At 51.2% G+C, this 17,502-nt stretch carries 17 protein-coding genes and 1 pseudogene; 11 read left to right on the top strand and 7 right to left on the bottom strand.

Annotation, left to right across the window (positions count from 1 at the left end; all coding sequences use genetic code 11):
* Positions 1–6 precede the first annotated feature (6 nt).
* The 6 genes from KXR87_RS12975 to KXR87_RS12950 are packed head-to-tail and all read left to right on the top strand — an operon-like array spanning position 7 to position 6,419.
* Positions 7–1,425 carry a packaged DNA stabilization protein gene (locus tag KXR87_RS12975; RefSeq protein WP_437432655.1) on the top strand — a complete coding sequence of 473 codons (1,419 nt, stop codon included), beginning with the start codon at positions 7–9 and terminating at the stop codon, positions 1,423–1,425.
* Positions 1,425–2,207, top strand: a complete 783-nt coding sequence (locus KXR87_RS12970; RefSeq protein WP_437432761.1) for a phage tail protein — start codon at positions 1,425–1,427, stop codon at positions 2,205–2,207. The genes KXR87_RS12975 and KXR87_RS12970 overlap by 1 nt, the downstream gene beginning before the upstream one ends.
* A gap of 9 nt (positions 2,208–2,216) precedes the next feature.
* Positions 2,217–2,600, top strand: a complete 384-nt coding sequence (locus KXR87_RS12965) for a hypothetical protein (protein WP_437432654.1) — start codon at positions 2,217–2,219, stop codon at positions 2,598–2,600.
* The gene (locus tag KXR87_RS12960; protein WP_437432653.1) at positions 2,584–3,231 is read left to right on the top strand and encodes a DNA transfer protein; all 648 of its coding nucleotides are present in this window, start codon (positions 2,584–2,586) and stop codon (positions 3,229–3,231) included. The genes KXR87_RS12965 and KXR87_RS12960 overlap by 17 nt, the downstream gene beginning before the upstream one ends.
* Before the next feature lie 9 nt (positions 3,232–3,240).
* Positions 3,241–4,593, top strand: coding sequence for a phage DNA ejection protein (locus KXR87_RS12955; protein ID WP_437432652.1), 1,353 nt, complete (start codon positions 3,241–3,243; stop codon positions 4,591–4,593).
* On the top strand, positions 4,593–6,419 hold the full coding sequence (locus tag KXR87_RS12950; RefSeq protein WP_437432760.1) for a DNA transfer protein: 1,827 nt from the start codon (positions 4,593–4,595) through the stop codon (positions 6,417–6,419). Before KXR87_RS12955 ends, KXR87_RS12950 begins: the two co-directional genes overlap by 1 nt.
* Positions 6,420–6,436: 17 nt before the next feature.
* On the opposite strand, the gene KXR87_RS12945 is transcribed toward KXR87_RS12950, so the two are convergent.
* Positions 6,437–6,619, bottom strand: a complete 183-nt coding sequence (locus KXR87_RS12945; protein ID WP_437432651.1) for a hypothetical protein — start codon at positions 6,617–6,619, stop codon at positions 6,437–6,439.
* Between the two features lie 148 nt (positions 6,620–6,767).
* Between KXR87_RS12945 and KXR87_RS12940 the strand changes: the two genes are divergently transcribed.
* From KXR87_RS12940 to KXR87_RS12930, 3 genes are all read left to right on the top strand, one after another.
* The gene (locus KXR87_RS12940) at positions 6,768–9,134 is read left to right on the top strand and encodes a phage tailspike protein (protein ID WP_437432650.1); all 2,367 of its coding nucleotides are present in this window, start codon (positions 6,768–6,770) and stop codon (positions 9,132–9,134) included.
* Positions 9,135–9,325: 191 nt separating this feature from the next.
* On the top strand, positions 9,326–10,381 hold the full coding sequence (locus tag KXR87_RS12935; RefSeq protein WP_437432649.1) for a hypothetical protein: 1,056 nt from the start codon (positions 9,326–9,328) through the stop codon (positions 10,379–10,381).
* Positions 10,382–10,504: 123 nt separating this feature from the next.
* Positions 10,505–10,891, top strand: a complete 387-nt coding sequence (locus tag KXR87_RS12930) for a HumD family translesion DNA polymerase (RefSeq protein WP_437432648.1) — start codon at positions 10,505–10,507, stop codon at positions 10,889–10,891.
* A 199-nt stretch (positions 10,892–11,090) separates the two neighbouring features.
* Here the strand turns inward: KXR87_RS12930 and yedF are convergent, their stop codons facing one another.
* Together yedF and yedE are read right to left on the bottom strand one after the other, a co-directional pair.
* A complete protein-coding gene (yedF, locus tag KXR87_RS12925; RefSeq protein ID WP_437432647.1) occupies positions 11,091–11,321 on the bottom strand; it encodes a sulfurtransferase-like selenium metabolism protein YedF in 231 nt (76 codons plus the stop codon).
* Positions 11,318–12,523, bottom strand: coding sequence for a selenium metabolism membrane protein YedE/FdhT (gene yedE, locus KXR87_RS12920; protein ID WP_437432646.1), 1,206 nt, complete (start codon positions 12,521–12,523; stop codon positions 11,318–11,320). The genes yedF and yedE overlap by 4 nt, the downstream gene beginning before the upstream one ends.
* Positions 12,524–12,725: 202 nt before the next feature.
* Here yedE and yedD point away from each other — a divergent pair, with 202 nt between their 5' ends.
* Entirely contained in the window at positions 12,726–13,139 is a 414-nt protein-coding gene (gene yedD, locus KXR87_RS12915) for a lipoprotein YedD (protein ID WP_437432759.1), read from the top strand.
* 51 nt (positions 13,140–13,190) lie between these two features.
* On the opposite strand, the gene amyA is transcribed toward yedD, so the two are convergent.
* From amyA to fliD, 4 genes are all read right to left on the bottom strand, one after another.
* Positions 13,191–14,675 (bottom strand): alpha-amylase, encoded by a 1,485-nt coding sequence (gene amyA / locus KXR87_RS12910; protein ID WP_437432645.1) that lies wholly within the window; start codon positions 14,673–14,675, stop codon positions 13,191–13,193.
* A 99-nt stretch (positions 14,676–14,774) separates the two neighbouring features.
* A complete protein-coding gene (gene fliT, locus KXR87_RS12905; protein ID WP_437432644.1) occupies positions 14,775–15,134 on the bottom strand; it encodes a flagella biosynthesis regulatory protein FliT in 360 nt (119 codons plus the stop codon).
* On the bottom strand, positions 15,134–15,544 hold the full coding sequence (fliS, locus tag KXR87_RS12900) for a flagellar export chaperone FliS (protein ID WP_437432643.1): 411 nt from the start codon (positions 15,542–15,544) through the stop codon (positions 15,134–15,136). The genes fliT and fliS overlap by 1 nt, the downstream gene beginning before the upstream one ends.
* Before the next feature lie 20 nt (positions 15,545–15,564).
* Positions 15,565–16,977: a flagellar filament capping protein FliD gene (gene fliD / locus KXR87_RS12895; RefSeq protein WP_437432642.1), complete on the bottom strand. Its 1,413-nt coding sequence runs from the start codon at positions 16,975–16,977 to the stop codon at positions 15,565–15,567.
* Positions 16,978–17,218: 241 nt separating this feature from the next.
* On the opposite strand from fliD, the pseudogene KXR87_RS12890 reads away from it, so the two are divergent.
* A pseudogene (locus KXR87_RS12890) lies at positions 17,219–17,502 on the top strand (flagellin FliC); the annotation flags it as partial.

The following is a 17,502-nucleotide window of genomic DNA, read 5'->3' as shown; positions in this document are numbered from 1 at the left end:
GACAAAATGTCGGTTCAACAATTACCGTTAATGAAAGGGGTCGGCAAAGACTACCTGAGCGCCGACTACATCGACTATCTGCCGGTAAATCTGCTGGCCACACCTAAAGAGGTACTGAATGCTGCGGGTTATCTGCGCTCATTCCCGGGCATTGAGAAAATGGCAGATGTTGACGGGCCATCACGTGGCGCTGAGTACAACACCGCGCAGAGCACCGTTTACCGCGTCTGCGGTAGCAAATTGTACCGAGGACTGTCTCAGGTTGGCAGCGTTGGCGGCAGGGGTCGAGCGGCAATGGCTCACTCACGGAACAGCCAGGCTGTTATCGTAAACGGTCAGGTCGTTTTATACCGGTATGACGGAACGACGAAGACAATCTCCAACTGGCCTGTATCCAGCACCTATACGCAATATGAGCTGGGAAGCGCCAGAGATATTGTGCGTGTTCGTGGTCGCTATATCTGGTCGAAGGATGGCACTGATTCATTCTTTATTTCCGACATCGAAGACGAGTCTCATCCAGACCGTAACAGCGCAGAGTACCGGGCGGAATCCCAGCCGGACGGGATAATCGGCATGGGCGTGTGGCGTGATTTTGTTGTCTGTTTCGGCACATCAACCACTGAATTTTTCACGCTGACAGGCGCGACAACTTCCGGTGCGGCGCTATACGTCAATAACCCGGCGTATCTGGTGCAGAAGGGCATCGCCGGAACGTTCTGCAAGTGCAACTACCTGGATGCCTTCGCGATTATCAGCAACCCTGCGACCGGCGCACCCTCGGTATATCTGCTGGAGTCTGGGCAAGTAAAGAGCATTGCCACTCCGTCAATAGAGAAAATAATTCGCAGCTATTCTGCTGATGACCTGGCCCTGACGACTATGGGCTCATTGAGGATTGATGGGCATGAGTTGCTTATCATCAACCTCACTGACCAGACTCTCGTCTATGACGCCGCAGCCAGTCAGAACGGACCTCAGTGGTCGGTATTGCGGTCTGGCCTGGATAACGGAGCGTATCGTGCCGTCGACTTCATCTACGAAGATAACGTGATCACCTGCGGCGACAGGGGTCAGGGGTTTATCGGGCGGCTCAGGTTTGATATCTCCAGCCAGTACGGGAATCAGCAGGAGCACGTCCTGTACACACCCCTATTCAAGGCGGACAACGCCAGGCTGTTCGACCTCGAACTGGAATCATCTACCGGCGTCGCGCAGATGGCGGAGCGGATGTTTATCTCTGCAACGACTGACGGCATCAACCACGGTCGAGAGCAGCTGATACCCTGGAATGCGCCGTTCCGTTACGACCAGCGAGCTATCTGGAGTCGAATCGGGAGAGTACGCAAGAATATAGCGTTCAAAATCCGCATAGTGACCAGCTCACCGGTTACGTTGTCTGGATGTCAGGTTAGGGTTGAATGATGGCTGATAACTCTCTGAATACGCCGATAAAAATAAGCGCTATTGGGCTCTCGGCGGCCTCCCTCCCTTCCGGTCTGTCTCCGGCTTACCAGATGTACATCCTTAATCAGTCGTTGGACTTCACCAACGTCGCAGGGAAAGCGAATGAAGCCGGGCAGGGTGCATATGATGCTCAGGTCAGGAACGATGAGCAGGATGTCGTGCTTGATGACCATGAGCAGCGCCTTGATACGGCAGAGGCGACGCTTCAGAACCACGAGACGCGTATCTCTGCTGCCGAGGAAACGCTTGTTGACCACGAAAGCAGGATTGCAGCCAATGAGGCAGAACTCGCTAACCATGAAATACGCATTACGCAGAACGAATCTGATATTGCAAGCCAGGGTAGCCGTCTTACTACTGCGGAAGGCAACATAACGACACTCCAAAGCGACGTATCTTCGCTAACGACGCGTATCGGCACGGCTGAAAGCAATATTACCGCGCTGCATGGCGATTACGTCTCGAAATCGGCAACAAGTGTCCAGTCTCTCGCATCGCCACTGAACGTAACCACGTCTTACTCAGTCGGCGGTACCAAAGTGATCGGCGCTCGCGCTACCGGGTGGACGGCGGCAACTGGTACTGCATTGCTCGGTGCGTTCAACGCCAGCCAGGCGTACACCGTCAGCGCTGCTTACACCCAGGCGGAAGTGACCACTATAGCTAACGGACTGATTCAGGCCCGCCAGCGCATCAAAGCCCTTGAGGACATGCTGCGCACCCACGGCCTGATGAATTAAGGATTCCCCATGCTCACACAAATCGATCCTCTTACCGGGCAGGAATTGATGCGTCTATGGGGCGTCCCGTCATTCCCTGTCGTCGAGGGCGATCACCTTCTCTGGAATGGCGTGGGCATCTTCGTTTGCATGGATTTCGGCTCCCACGTTGACCTGCACATGGCAATGAAACCCGGAGAGAGATACCGATGCCGGGATGCGGTGAGAGAGGTGTTGGCACTCATCGGAAACCGTGAGGTTCATGCACCAATCCGCATTGAGCACAAGCAGGTGTGCAATCTGGCTCGCAAATTTGGCTTTATCGAAACCTGGCGCGGTGTTGTTGAGTATGTCGACGATACGAGCGGAGAATTAATTTTAATGAAGAGGTACGCAGATGAGCGGGATAGCTAAAGGCGTCGGTAGCATAGTCGGGTCTATCACTGGTGCTAATCAGGCGGCAAGTGCGCAGAAAAGCGCAGCCAATCAGTCAAACGCAACGGCTTTGCAGATTTACAACGACCAGAAAAAGACACTCGCACCGTTTTTGGGTGCCGGACAAGCAGCGCTTACGGGGTTGCAGGGACTGGCAGGCCAGCCAATAGACCGCAATGCTTCACTGTTATCATACCTGTCCAGCCCTGAGTACCAGATGTTGTCGAACCAGGCCAGATATCAGGGATTGAATGCTGCCGAAGCGACCGGTGGGCTTGGGTCTACCGCCACCGGGAACATGCTTTCATCCATCGCCCCTCAACTTGGGCAAAATTACCTGTCAATGATGACCGACCAGCAAAATAACATGTATCAGCAGCTTCTCGGCCTGACTAATGTCGGACTCAGCTCAGGCGGAGCAACTAATGCAGCTGCAGGCAACTACTCCAACTCGGTACAAAATAATCTGGCTCAGGTTGGTGCGGCTAACGCCGGTGCCAGCCTGGCTAATGGTAATGCTCTTACAAGTGGACTTGGCTATCTTGCGGGAACAAGCACTGCAAAAACATTGGGCAATAGTTTGGGTAGCTTCCTTACTGGCTTATTTTAAGGTGGAATTATGATCGCACCTATAGATTACTCATCCGGCAACGGCTTTGCTCAGGGGCTTCAGCTGAAGGGGTTGCAGGACGAAATACAGCAGCGGGCAATGGCGGTTGAGCAGGCCCAGAGAGCAGCAGAGCAGCAGGCTCAGTTTCAGACTGAGTGGCAGGCATCTTTTGGTGATCCGCAGAAAATGACCGCCCTCGCAGCAAAATACCCAGGGCAAATGGAGCTACTCAAAGCCGGTATTGGATTCCAGAATGAGCAGCACCAGATGGCGCTCGGAAGTGCAGCGCGTGATTTGCGCATCGCTATGGCTACAGGCAATCCCCAAGCGGTGCAGAGCGCCGCATTAAAGAACGCAGGTGTTCTGGGAACCGTTGGCTCATCGCCTGAGGAAATTGTGCAGCAGTTCCAGCAGGACCCGCAGTCCCTGGCGCATACCGTCGATGCGGTTGGGCTTAGTGCTCTTGGAGCCAAGGATTATTACGGAGTCGAAAACGACCGTGCCCAGAGGCAGAATGACCGGGCGAAACTGGCAGAGCAAATCCGCAATAATGACATGCAAAACGCAGCAACTATTCGTGGACAGAATATATCTGCTCAGAACGCCCGGCTTGCTTCCAGCGGCGAGACGAGCGATATGAAAAACTTCAACGCTTATTCTCGCCTGCTGAAAACCGACCCAGAAGCCGCCGCTCTGTTTGCTCAGGTCGCTGGTATTAAAACTGAAGGTGCCGACAACAGGCAGGTGCAGTTATCTGACGGCAGAACAGTAAGCATCAAAGGGAAGCTTCATGGGGCAGGTCAAAACGCTTTCTATGAGGCCACTGATAACGCAGGAAACACTATCAGAGTGCCGCCGTCTGCGATAGCAGCTACCGCATCCTCTGGCGCCAATGCTCAAAACTATGCGATGAAGAAAGACATCGACATGATTAGCCAGGCCAACCCAGAGAGCCTTGATTTCCTGACTGGCGTAACGGGTGGCACTGGTAAGCCAGCGCTCGGCGCTGATGTCAGAAGCCGAATTGGCAGCAAAGAGCAGAGGCAAATCTACAATGCCGCGCAGAGAATCCAGGGGAAAATGCAGAATCAGGGCATAGCAGCGGCAAGGGATATGGGCGCGTCGGGGATCAACACCGTTGCAGAGGCAAAAATGTACTTTCAGGGCATGCCTCAGGTCGATTTCTCCAGCCCGGAGGCTGTTCAGCAATCAGTAAACGATATCAAGTCATACACTGACAACTACAACCAGCAATACAACGTCAATGTTGGCTCAGGCCGTCAGTCAGCCGCTCCTCAACCGGCGCAGCAGACAACCGGTGTGCATACATCGAAATCAGGTATCCAATTCACGGTGAAATGATGGAAGTTACAGCTAACGGTAAAACCTTCAATTTTCCTGACGGGACCAGTAACGAAGACATTGGTAATGCGATTGATGAGTACTTTGCTGGTCAAGCAACGCCACAAGAGCAGGCTCAATCAGTGCCGGTAGCAAGCCCGCCAGCGCAGCAACCAGAGACATCACTTGTACAGCAGGCAGGCGACTGGCTCACCGGAGGGCAAAGTGCGGGACAGATAGCAGAGCAGGCCGGTCGAGGGCTGGTTAACATCCCGTTTGACGTTCTCCAGGGTGGAGCCAGCCTGATTAATGCAATCAGCCAGGGGCTTGGCGGCCCGCGGGTGCTGGATGATGTCTATCGTCCAGTAGATCGCCCAACAGACCCGTATGCGCAGACAGGTGAGGCCATCGGCGGGTATCTAATTCCAGGCGCAGGTGTTGCCGGAAATATGGCGCTCGGCTCTGTAGCAGAGGCTGCAAATCAGCAGGGGGATTTTGCCGAGAACGTTGCAAAAAACGCTGCGATCAACCTCGGTACTCAGGGGATTCTTTCTGGTGTTGCAAAGGGGGTTGGGCGCGGAATCACCGCCATTAAGGGTGATATTGCGCCAGATGCTCAACAGGCCATCAGATTTGCAGAACAGGCAGATGCACCGCTACTTACATCTGACGTTCTTCCTCCAGGGACATTCACCGGACGTTCCGCGCAGGCGCTGGGAGAGAAAATTCCAGCTACCGGCACTGGAGGTTTGCGAAGAGGGCAGCAGGAAGTAAGGAATGAGCTTGTTCAGCGATATTCCCAGCAATTCGACGCGCCAGCTCCTGATGAGATTGTGCAGAGTCTTCGGCGGCAAACCAGCCGTGTTAAGCAGGCGGCGGGTGATCGCCTTAGTCAGGTTAACGATGCAATGTCTTCTGCAGGGAGCATTACACCAACTCAGGCCATATCAGCCATTGATACAGAAATAAGCCGCCTGTCCAGGCTTGGAGGCGCTGCTGATACGCAGACCATCTCTAAGCTGCAGACGTACAGGGATGAGTTAAATAAAGGCGCTGATTTTGGGCTGTTGAGAGATTTAAGGACGCAATTCAGGCAGGACGTTAAAGGTGATCGCATTGAATGGCCTAACCAGTCTCAGGCCGCTGTTAACCGGGTTTATTCTGCCCTGACTAATGACGTAAATAAGGCCGTAACAGACAGCCTTGGCCCCCAGGTTGCCAGCAGGTATCGACAAGCCAATGCCGTTTATGCCAATGAGGCTCAGCTGGTAAATAACACCAGGCTGAAGAACGTCCTTCAGAAAGGTGATCTGACGCCGGAGGTGGTGAACAACCTGCTTTTCAGTAGCAAGCCAAGCGAGGTTCGCCAACTTTATAACTCCCTTGACGGTAGGGGGCGTAGCGCTGCCAGAGCATCAGTAATTGGCAAGGCGTATGAGAAGTCTGGCGGAAGCCCTGACAGGTTCCTGAATGAAATTAATCGCCTGTCATCTCAAACGGGTATTTTGTTCAAAGGTGATGAGCGGCAATACCTGAAAGGGCTTACGACATATCTGGATCAGACTCGACGTGCGGCAAGGGCCGGTACTGTTACGCCAACCGGTCAGGAGCTTTTTCAGGTAGCAGTCCCGGCAGGCGTGGCCACTGACATCGTTGGAACGGGCGGGGTAGGTACGGCAGCAGGATTAAGTTACGGTGCGGTAGCGAGGTTTTACGAAAGCAAGCAGGTAAGGAATGCGATGCTCAGATTGGCTAACACCAAGGCTGGTACTCCTGCTTATGAGCGAGCTCTCAATCAGGCGGCAATTGCTGCGAGACCGCTGATAGCACCTCAGATAACGGAATGATTTACCTCCAGGGATGGTTATTTTTTACTACGGATTAAATCCTTTATTTCAGACCATGCAATAACAATAAGGATTGCGGTCAACCCAAACGTTACCTGCAGACCTTCTGAAGGAAAAAGGTATTCATTACTTGCTCCAAGAGCATACGCGCATGAAATAAAAGCAACGGCCTTTGAAGCACTGACGATCAATCTTTTCATAATCATCTCCTTAGTTTTTTATCACTGTACACCAAACATCGACGCCTCGGCATAACCCTTGGCTTTGTACTTACTAACAACTTAATTTCCCTTCTATAACACACCACTGCTATGCAGTGGGAACTACTCGCGCCGGAGTAAAAAATAAATGCCAGATTTAACTGCAAATTTAGTGGTAGGAATGCCCGCGCAACTCTTTACGCTGGCCCGCTCTTTTAAAGCAAACGCAAACGGAAAAATCTTCATCGGCATCCCTGATACCGACCCGACCAACCCGGCTAATCAGATACCGGTTTACGTTGAGAACGAGGATGGTTCGCTCGTACAGGTTCCTCAGCCTATCGTAATCAACGCCGGAGGATTCCCGGTGCTGGGAGGCCAGATTCGCAAGTTCGTCACGGTGCAGAACTACTCGATGCTGATCCAAGACGCATACGGTGCGCAGCAGTTCTATTTTGAGGACGTGGCGAAGTATGACCCTGACCAGTTGGAGAAAAGGCTGGCTGGACCAGGGGGCACTGCCGCAATAGGGCATGGCTCAACGACTTTATTCAAATCGCTACCAGTAAACGTCAAGTATCATGGCGCCAAAGGGGATGGAACAACCAATGACACTGCAGCATTTAATGCTGCGGAATTAGCATCCGGAACGAATGGCATTATTTATGTTCCAGAAGGGACATACAGAATTACCACTCCGATGGCTTTAAGCCAGACTGCCAGATACTACGGCCCGGGAACTCTTTTATTTGATAATGCTGAGTGGTGGCGCCGTGGCGGGTCGTCTGGTTCTATGTCGGTCCCGGAGAGATATACACTCCTTTATGATTATCCAAACCAGTCAGCAGTAAGCCTGACGTTTGATGGAGTAGTCCAGACTTATACATGGGTTGATGCACGGACAATTCAGGCAGCTGGCACTGCTAATACCGTGCAGGTGAAGATAAACATAACAAATGGCACACTGAATCTTGGCCCTCAACCTGAGATGATTCGGTCATACAATGCGTTTGGAAATAGTGGCGGCGGATGTAAAGTGGTGCCTACACTTCCTGACCCGTTGACATCACCATCTGGCTACAACAACACATCATTTGGGGCGAGAGCACTAATAGACCTTACGGCAGGGGCTAACAATACCGCTTTCGGCTCTCGCGCTCAGATGTCAAACAAAACAGGGAATAACAACACAACAATTGGATTCCAGGCCGGTTATCGTGCCTCCGGTGACGCAAATACCATTGTTGGCTCCATCGCCGGTGAATGGATAGATACAGGTTATTACAATTCACTTTTTGGTGCGTCAGCTGGCGGCAAGCTACAGGACGGAAACTTTAACTGCTCATTTGGCGCATCAGCTGGCGCTGAGGCCATGAGCGACCAGTATTGTGTCTCTATAGGCTATCGAGCACATGGGAATAGCGGGAGCGCTTCCCAGAGTAACAGTGTACACATTGGTACATTTGCTGGTGATGCCAATATTGGTTCTAACAACACGCATATTGGATATCGTGCGGGTAACTCTATTGGTGCACTAACTACCGCAGGAACCGGCACCGGGCACGACAACGTAGCGGTTGGCATGAACTGCATGAGCAATAACCTTGCTGGTAAGGAGTCGGTGGTTATTGGCGCGGGAGCAGCATATGCATCAACGATGGTTGAGCGGTCTGTTTTTATCGGCTTTGAATCAGGAACATCGGCAGCCACGCTTGGTTCATTCTCGGTAGCGGTAGGGCACTCATCCCTGAAATCTGCAACGGGAGACAATAACGTATCAATAGGCGTTAATTCTCAGAGCGCTACCACGGCAGGTAACAGTAACGTGAGCGTTGGTAACGGCAGTCTGATTACGAACACTATTGGCACTCTAAATACGGCGCTGGGCCATAACTCTGGGCGATTAACCCAGGCAGGGGCGAGCACAACAAACCTGACGAACACGACTACTGTCGGTAATGATGCAAGGGTATCTGGTGATAATCAGGTGCAATTAGGCAACTCAGCCACTACCACCTACGTTTACGGCACTGTCCAGAACCGCTCAGACGCCCGCGATAAGACAGAAGTACGTGATACAGAGCTTGGGATTGACTTCATTCTTGGATTGCGTCCTGTTGATGGCAAATGGGATTTACGAGACAACTATATCACCCCTGTCGAGGAAACCAGGATTGTTCAGGTTCCGGTGGATAAGGAAATTGATGGCGAGCTTGTGACTGTCATGGAAGACCGGGAAGAAAAATTTACCTCCGGTTCTACTTCTCGCGAACCTGACGGCACGCACAAGGGCAAGCGCTTCCACCACTGGTTCATTGCTCAGGAAGTGCAGAAAGTTTGCGATTCTTTAGGAGTTGAGTTCGGAGGCCTGCAACATCATGCAGTAAACGGTGGTGAAGATGTCTATTCTCTGGGGTACGACGAGTTCATCCCTCCAATTGTCAGAGCCCTGCAGCAGTGCTGGCAGCGCATGGAAGATTTAGAAAAAAGGATTTCAGTCATCGAAGGGAAATAAAATAAGGCAAAGGATTGCCATGCAATTAATATTTAATGCAAAATAAACGACATTTGCTGGCAAAAATATCTCTTAGGTGGCAAGTGTCTATTATAAACAACGAAAATCCATACTGTTGCGTAGTGCCCTCTGACAACTCAGAACGTCTGTATATCATCTTTTCGTCTGTATATATCCCCAAGGGCACATTCATGTTCTGGAAAATCATGAACAGAATGGACGGAGTTAAAATCTTCATTAACGATGAAAACAATGGATGGTATGTTCATGGAATTCCGGGTATGGGAGGTGACGTTTTATCCTCATCCAGCCATCTTATGTCAATGATAAAGGAAATAGCTCCGAAGGAGGTCGTACTTATTGGCCCATCAATGGGCGCCTATGCGGCGATGCTCTATGGGAGCATAATCGCCCCTCGCATGCCAGAGATACGTTTCAGGTGCCTATCATTTGGAGGGGAGTTCCTCTTGTATGGTAGAGAGACAAAAAGCAAAGTCCTGGCGGGGAAGCCAAGAAATCTTTGGTATGCAGACATTCGGGCTCTTGTTGCGTCATCAGGGCTGCAGGTGACACATGTGTATGGCGATGATGATGTGAATGATATATTTCAGGCATCCCTAATCCGTGGGATGAGCAACGTACAACTTGTTTCAGTTAGAAACGCTCCACATGCGGTTTCCACATACCTTGGTCAAAACTATAACCTTACAAATATCATCAAGAGGTACGAGCAAAGCGGCCACTTTGAAATCGAATGTGAGTCTGGCGTCAGCACATTAAAAGAACATGGGGCATTTCTTTTTCATGGGCATACTCTTATGCTTGACAAAAAACCAGAAGAGGCAATAGAGAAATTAAAGATCGCGGTGTCTATGGCACCAAGTCACGCCCTTAGCCATCATAAATATGGCGTAGCATTGCTAATGACAGGGCAAAAAACACTGGCATTGCAACACCAAGAAAAAGCTATATCTCTAAACCCCCTACTTGCTCATGCCCACTTCCATATTGCGCAAATATCTCAAGGAATAGGCAATACAGAAAAAGCTCTCAACCATTACGCTGAATGCATCAAGATTGATGAAAAGCATGTAAGGGCATTGTTTGAAATATCCAAAATAAAGCAATCTCTTGGCGATTACGAATCAGCTAAAGCGCACGCAAATGCCATTCTCTTGATAGACCATCATAATGTGAGAGCAAAAGGGCTAATCAAAGATTTAGAAAGCAAACATACACCACACTGACAGCATATATCAACATGGGGCCGGCATCCGTAGGCTCCAAAAAACCACCCCGCAAATAAACCTTGTGATTCACCCCGATTTGTCGATACTGTATGTATATACAGTAATAACGAGGGGTGATTTATGGGATTCCCCAGCCCGGCAGCAGATTTTGAAGAAGGAAGGATTTCTCTCGACAACCGGCTGATTACAAAGCCAGCAGCAACCTATTTCATGCGGGCCAGCGAGACGTGCTACAGAGAAGGAATAATAAGTGGCGCTTTGCTTGTCATCGACTCGTCGCTCACCCCCTGCGACGGGTCACTGCTCATTTGCAGTGTCGATGGGGAGCTGAGAATTAAACGATACCGAAGGCATCCGGTCCCGCACCTGGTAAATGTGCACAATGGACAGCGTGAGAAATTACCGGACTCTGAGGGATACGGTGTGGAGTCTCCCGTATTCGGTGTGATCACCTATATCATCAACGATGCGAGGTCCGGAGAGTTCGACGACTGCCCAGTGATGTGAATGGGGCATGGGTGGGACATTTTTATCTGCCGATTTATGGCGATTTAAGGAACCACTCAATTCTCATAACGGTAAACGCATGATGTTTAGTGCGCTCTTGGGCGAATTTTACTGTTTATGAAAATTGCACTTTCATATGATGAACATGCAGGTGTGAGTGTTCCTGAAGACGGCCCTGAACAGGGCCGTTTTTTTTTATTTAACGTTGAATCAGATAGCGGATTGTCGGTCCATCCTGCTGAATATCCAGCACTTTGTAACCGTGGTTGCTGGCATCAACCGGAATGTTATTAATGGACTGCGGGCAGTCGCTTACCACTTCCAGTATCTCCCCTTTTTTTAGCTGCGGCATGGCTTCGAGAGTCGCAACAGCCGGGTAGGGGCAGGGTTCGCCAGTCATATCCAGACGATAATCAGGTACAATACTCATGCTGTCTCCTTAACGGCAACGGGTGTTGCACGACGAAAGAAATGTCTCTCCCAGCCCATCACCAGCAGCAGCGCGATGGCCAGCATCACGTAAGTCATCAGCAGGCCGCCAGAAGGGCCAAAGGTCTTGAGCAGATTGATTTTATCCCAGTTGGTAGCCAGTACCGGCGAGAGCCCGTCCCAGTAGTAGGCCAGGAGGGTCGACCCTATGACGTTGCCAAGGCCGACCCACCAGAAATGGACCTGACCTTCTACCGCACGGTACATCCAGCCGGTTTCACAACCACCTGCCAGCACAATTCCGAAGCCGAAGAGTAATCCCCCCAGTACTGCGTTCGGGCCAGCCCACATGATCCTGGCCTCTACGCCAAGCTGGATATAGCTGAAGATCCCGATGGCGCTTGCCGCCATGCCAAAGATAATGGCTTTTGCCATTACCGTGCGTCCTGTTACCCACATGTCGCGAAAGGCAGAGGTAAAGCAAATCTGCGCCCGCTCAATGAGCAGACCAAAGCCCACACCAAACAGCATAGCGAGTCCCAGTTTGGGTTGGTTCATCGCTGTGAGCAGCGCCCAGCCCAGCATGCCCGCAAATATCAGCATCCCTAACCGGAAGCGGCGGCGGGCCTGATCAGCATTCTGCGTCAGCGGTGACGCCGCCGAGACTTTCTGCATTTTCACCGGAATGCGAAAGAAAGGCAGTAAGGTGAAACGGGCACCAAACCAGGAGCCGATCGCGGTGGCTATGGCAAAAAACCAGGCGTGAAGTGAGAACTGTGGAATGCCCGTAAAGAATGCCGCCAGGTTACAACCCATCGCCAGTCGCGCACCAAATCCGGCGATAATACCGCCGGCAATGGCCTGAGCAACACGCTTGCGGCTGTGAGGAAAGCGCAGCTTCACGTTGTTAGCCCACAATGCGGCGGCAAAGCACCCTCCGAACATGCCGATGATCATCATGCCGTCGATACGGGTGAGCGGGGTGCCTTCAAGATGGATGAGTTTGAAATATCCCCACTCCTCGGTGTGGACGCCGGCCAGTTGCAGCAGCTGACCACCCCACCGGGTGAATTCGCCGGTTACTGCCCAGAAGGTTCCGGTGATGCCGAAGTAGTAGGTTGACAAGATACCGGCGGCTATCACCGCAGGAAAAGGGGACCAGAATTTGACCAAAAAGGTCTGCTTAATATGTTGCCAGGTCATAACGTTAGCCTCTGAACTCAGAAGGATCTATTTATGCAGTCTATAGACCGCGTGAGGGGTGGGATAATACACGTACCCTTTGCGTTTAACCCCGGTATACATCAAAGAATCACTGCGAAGAGTGGAAGAGGGGCTTACGAAAGACTGGTGACAGCCAGTATTTGATGCCACACTCTTTGTGGTTCTGGAGACAGGAAAAATGATGAAAAAACGTTGGGTTATTGGCGCATTACTGGTGTTGAGCGGATGCGCTCAGATTGAACATTATGATGAAGTGGTTAAACATCCGGCACCCGCCGGGTTGGCAGGAAACTGGCAATCTGACGGGCCGCAAAGCGAACTGGTCAGCCCGGATGCGATTGCCAGCCTGATTATTACCCCGGAAGGGGATACACTGGATTGCCGGCAGTGGCAACGCGTTATCGCTGTCCCGGGGAGGCTTTCCGTACGCGGTGGGGTGCTTGATAATATTACTCAACAGCTTGATAGCTATCGCATCACGCGGTCGGGCGATCGCCTCGATTATGACGGGATGACATTAAAGCGTGTTGAAAAACCTACCCCTGAATGTGCTGATGCACTGACAAAGAAAAAAGCGGTAGGGTTGAAACCCTGATTCAGCTTGATGGTAAACGCTGAGTGAAGCTGTTCACTCAGCGTTAAATCGCTACTCTTCGTCAATCACCCACACGCTTACGCTGCCGCCCTGGCAAGTAAACACGCCTTCCCCCTGTGCATTTGTGGTCACCGTCTCGTCCCGATTCCCCAAAAAATCCCGCCAGGTTTTATTGCCGTAGTTATCACCCAATACGAGCGTCTTCTGCCCCTCGTCGCCGTTGGACATTACCACTACGCAGCCTGGCGACTCCTCGGTACCACTGCGGCAAAAAGCGATGCAGTTAGGATGATCAAACCACAAAGTCTGGACTCCGTGGGCGAAGCGTTGCCGCGCCTGGATGAGTTCGTAAAGCTTATCAACAATTGGCATATCGACGTGGTGAGTCTTGCCATCGCCTCCCGTGTCCTCATAGCTTGCGCCGAACAGGTCCGGGTAAAACACCGACGGCACACCGTTTTCACGCAGTAAAATGAGTGCGTAAGCCAACGGTTTGAACCAGGCCTCCACAGGCGCTTCAAGAGCCTGCAGCGGTTGGGTGTCGTGGTTGGCAACGAGAGTGACAGCATGAAAAGGATCGGCCTCGACCAGCGTACCGGTGAAAATCTGGCGCATGTCATACTCGCGCCCTAACAGGGAGGCTTCATGAAATTTCAGGTGTAAGGGGGCATCAAACAGCATCGTATTCCCATCGACCTGTCCGATATAGTGCTGCAATTTCTCCACCTCATGCGACCAGTATTCCGCGACGATAAACAGCGGTTTTGGTGCCACCTCCTGGACGTGGTCAATCCACTCTTTATAAAACCAGGCGGGTATATGCTTTACGGCATCGAGTCGAAACCCATCGCAGTGGGTTTGCTCCAGCATCCATCGCGCCCAGTATTTAATCTCCTCTGAGACGGCGCGATTACGAAAATCAATATTCTCGCCCATCAGATAATCAAAATTCCCCATTTCATCATCAACCTGATCGTTCCAGCCATCCACACTGTAGTCGTTGACGATTTTAAACACGCCGTCTTCATCAGGATTTTCGATATGATCGATGCCGCTGAAGCATTTAAAATCCCAGATAAACCGTGAATATTGCCCCTTACGGCCAGGGAAGGTGTATCGGGTCCACCCCTCACAGGCGATGATCTCATCACTAATCTGCGTGCGGTCCTGCTCATTGACCCGCTTTACCCGAATCGCCTCCTTTTCATCGGCGCCCATTTTATGGTTCACCACCACATCCATCAGGACAGCAATCCCATTATCGTGCAGCGCCTTAATCGCCTGCAGAAGCTGATCTTTATCCCCATATTTGGTCGCGATGGTGCCTTTCTGATCAAACTCACCCAGATCGAAGAGATCGTAACTGTCATAGCCCACCGAATAGCCGCCGCTGGCACCTTTAGAGGCGGGAGGTAGCCACACCATATTAATACCGATGTCGTTCAGGCCTGGGGCACGATCAAGGATTTCCGGCCAGAGTTTTCCGCCGTCGGGGTAATACCAGTGAAACGCTTGTAAAAGAGTGGGATTTTTCATCTTCCGTGCTCCTGATTGAGGACACACGAAGTATGGTTGAAACGGGAGAAATGACGCGGGTGAAACTTTTAAAAATTCACCCGCATCATCGAAGCGAGATTAGAGCTCGCTCGGGAACAAGATATTGCCAGAGAGACGTCCATATGCTGAATTCAGGTTATGTTGTCGGGATGTTTGTCCAACCAGATTCCGTAATTCTTCCATGCGCTGGTGCAATAGCGTCTTCAGCTCCACTTCATTCTCAAGGATCTGCTTCAGAAGAGGGCGAATTTGTGCCTGCACATGGGGTGCAACATCACTTGCACCCTGAAATTGTGTGAGCTTTTCTACTGCTGTTACATAAGCCAGTTCATGTTGAATCAGGTCATCCCAGCGAGCCTCTCTCGCCAGGTTGAGCATTGAACAACTGGTCATAAGCAGTTGTTGATAGTGGTGGAGCAACCCGAAATTTGCTTCCATTAGTATGTGTCCCGCGCATTTGGATTATGTGGACCAATCTCTTTCCAGGCGTCCGCAATGTTGGTAAGCAACGCTGCGACTTCTTCAATGGCGGTGAGGTCATTGTGCAAATTGGCCTGTAAAAGACGCCGTGTCATGTAGTCATAAAGACTATCAAGGTTCGCCGCGAGCTCACCACTGGCTTCGTGGTTAAGGCCCGCGCGCAAACCATTGCTGATGATGTTGATGGCATGTGACAGCGCCTTGCCTTTACCGGGAATGTCTCCCAGCTCAATCAAGATGGCTGCTTTTTTCATCGCGCTTAATGCGCCATCAAAAAGGAGAACCACAAGTTGATGTGGGCTGGCGCTGAGGACGGCACTTTCGATGCCGACCGATGCATAGGCCTGGATCCCCGATTTCGTATACATGTCAAACCTCAATCAGTAACTTAAGAACTCAGTGCATTAAACTGTTGTGTCAAATAGCTTGCGGTCGAGTCAAGCGAAGAGATCAACGAACTTAACGACGTAAACTGTGCTTTGTAACGTGCCATCGTCGCGGTGATCTGCGTGTTGACCCGGTCGTAATCTTCGCCCAGCTTTTTCAGGGTCTTGTTAATCCCGTTTGTGGCGTTCTGTAAGGAACCATCCGTGCCCAGGATGTCTTTCAGTAACGCACTGGTCTGGGTAGCAAAACCGGTTTTCGAACCATCGCCTGACAGGAAGGTAATCACGTCAGCAGATTTTTCGTTCAGTGCTTTTTCAAGCTTCGTACTGTCGACGGTCAGCTTGCCGTTGACGTCCTGGGTTATCCCCAACTGAGACAACGCAGTCAGCGAGCCGCCGCTCTGGTTGGTCGACAGCATGGAGCGCACGCGCGTCTGAATATTACGCAACGTGCCATCACCGAGCAGGTCACCGTTGGAGCTGTTCTGGCTGGTCGTACCCTGCTCAACAGCCGTATATTTGGTCTGATTGCCGATCGTCGTTTGCAGCGAGTTATAGGCATCCACGAAGTCCTGGATGGCCTTGGTCATTGCGGTATTGTCTTTTGCGACCGTCAAGGTTTCCGGGGTACCGACGTTGGTCTTGGTCAGCGTCAGCGTAACGCCTTCTGGCGCATCCGTAATGGTATTACTGCTACGGGTGATGTCGATGCCGTTAACTTTCAGTTTCGCATCGGCAGCAGGCACCTGTTGGGCCATGCTACTCGGACCGGCACCCGTGGCATCGTAACTGATGTACTGTTCCAGAGAGGGGTCATCCGTAGTAATGGTCATCGCATTCGCGGTGCCACTCTCTTTGGAAGTCAGTGAAAGGTAATAGCTGTTATCATCGGCTTTGATGATACTGGCGGTCACGCTGCCCTGTTTGGCGTTGATCGCATCACGAATATCGGCAAGGCTGGTTTTATCGCTGGCCAGTGACACCGTAAATGGATCTTTCTGCCCAGGCTGCTTGATGGTAATCGTGTGCGATGACAGATTGCTGTCGCCCAGATCGGTATCTTTACTGGTCACTTTCGGGCTGAGTAAAGACTGCGCGGAAGCCAGCGCTGAAACCTCTACGGAATAGGTTCCTGCCGTTGCACTGTTCGCCAGCGTGGCGGTAAAGGCGGTGTTGGTGCTGGTCACTTTCGCGGACGCAATAGCGGAAGTATTCTTCAGCGCGTCAGAAGCCGTCTGCAGCTTATTCAAAGAGGTCTGAACAACACCCCAGGCAGTCAGCTTTGCTTTATAGGAGGTCTGCTGCTTGGTAATAGGCGTCAGTCTCGTCTGTTCAGAAGTCTCCAGGTTATCATATAAGGAGCTGAGGCTTGAACTCATGCTGGTGCCAGCGCCGAGCGAACTAATTGTTGCCATAAATAACATCCTTTCATCTGAGACAATCACTGGATGGATTATCGGCAGCGAATGAGAAAAGATTAGAGCCTTTTTTAAAAAACAATGGGCAAATAAAGCACGAGAATACGGGGCAGTTTGTGCTTTTAAAAAAAAGAATTTTTTTCTAAAGGTTATCTTAAGATTGTCGATAATGAGTAACAACGGTAAGAAAGCCGTAGGCAGATGCCTGAATATGATAACTTTTTAAAGGAATTCCATCATGGCTGTTATTAATACTAACACCCTGTCGCTGACGACTCAGAACAATCTGTCAAAATCGCAGTCTTCTCTGGGTACTTCGATTGAACGCCTGTCTTCCGGCCTTCGTATCAACAGTGCAAAAGACGACGCAGCGGGTCAGGCTATCGCTAACCGCTTTACGTCTAACATTAATGGTCTGACCGTTGCTGCACGTAACGCTAACGATGGTATCTCCCTGGCGCAGACCGCTGAAGGCGCGCTGTCCGAAATCAACAACAACCTGCAGCGTGTTCGTGACCTGAC

The sequence above is a fragment of the Yokenella regensburgei genome (genome assembly GCF_051486985.1).
GTDB lineage: Bacteria > Pseudomonadota > Gammaproteobacteria > Enterobacterales > Enterobacteriaceae > CBFFRJ01.
The sequence above is the reverse complement of the archived record's forward strand: the minus strand, read 5'-3'. Positions and strand labels throughout refer to the sequence as shown.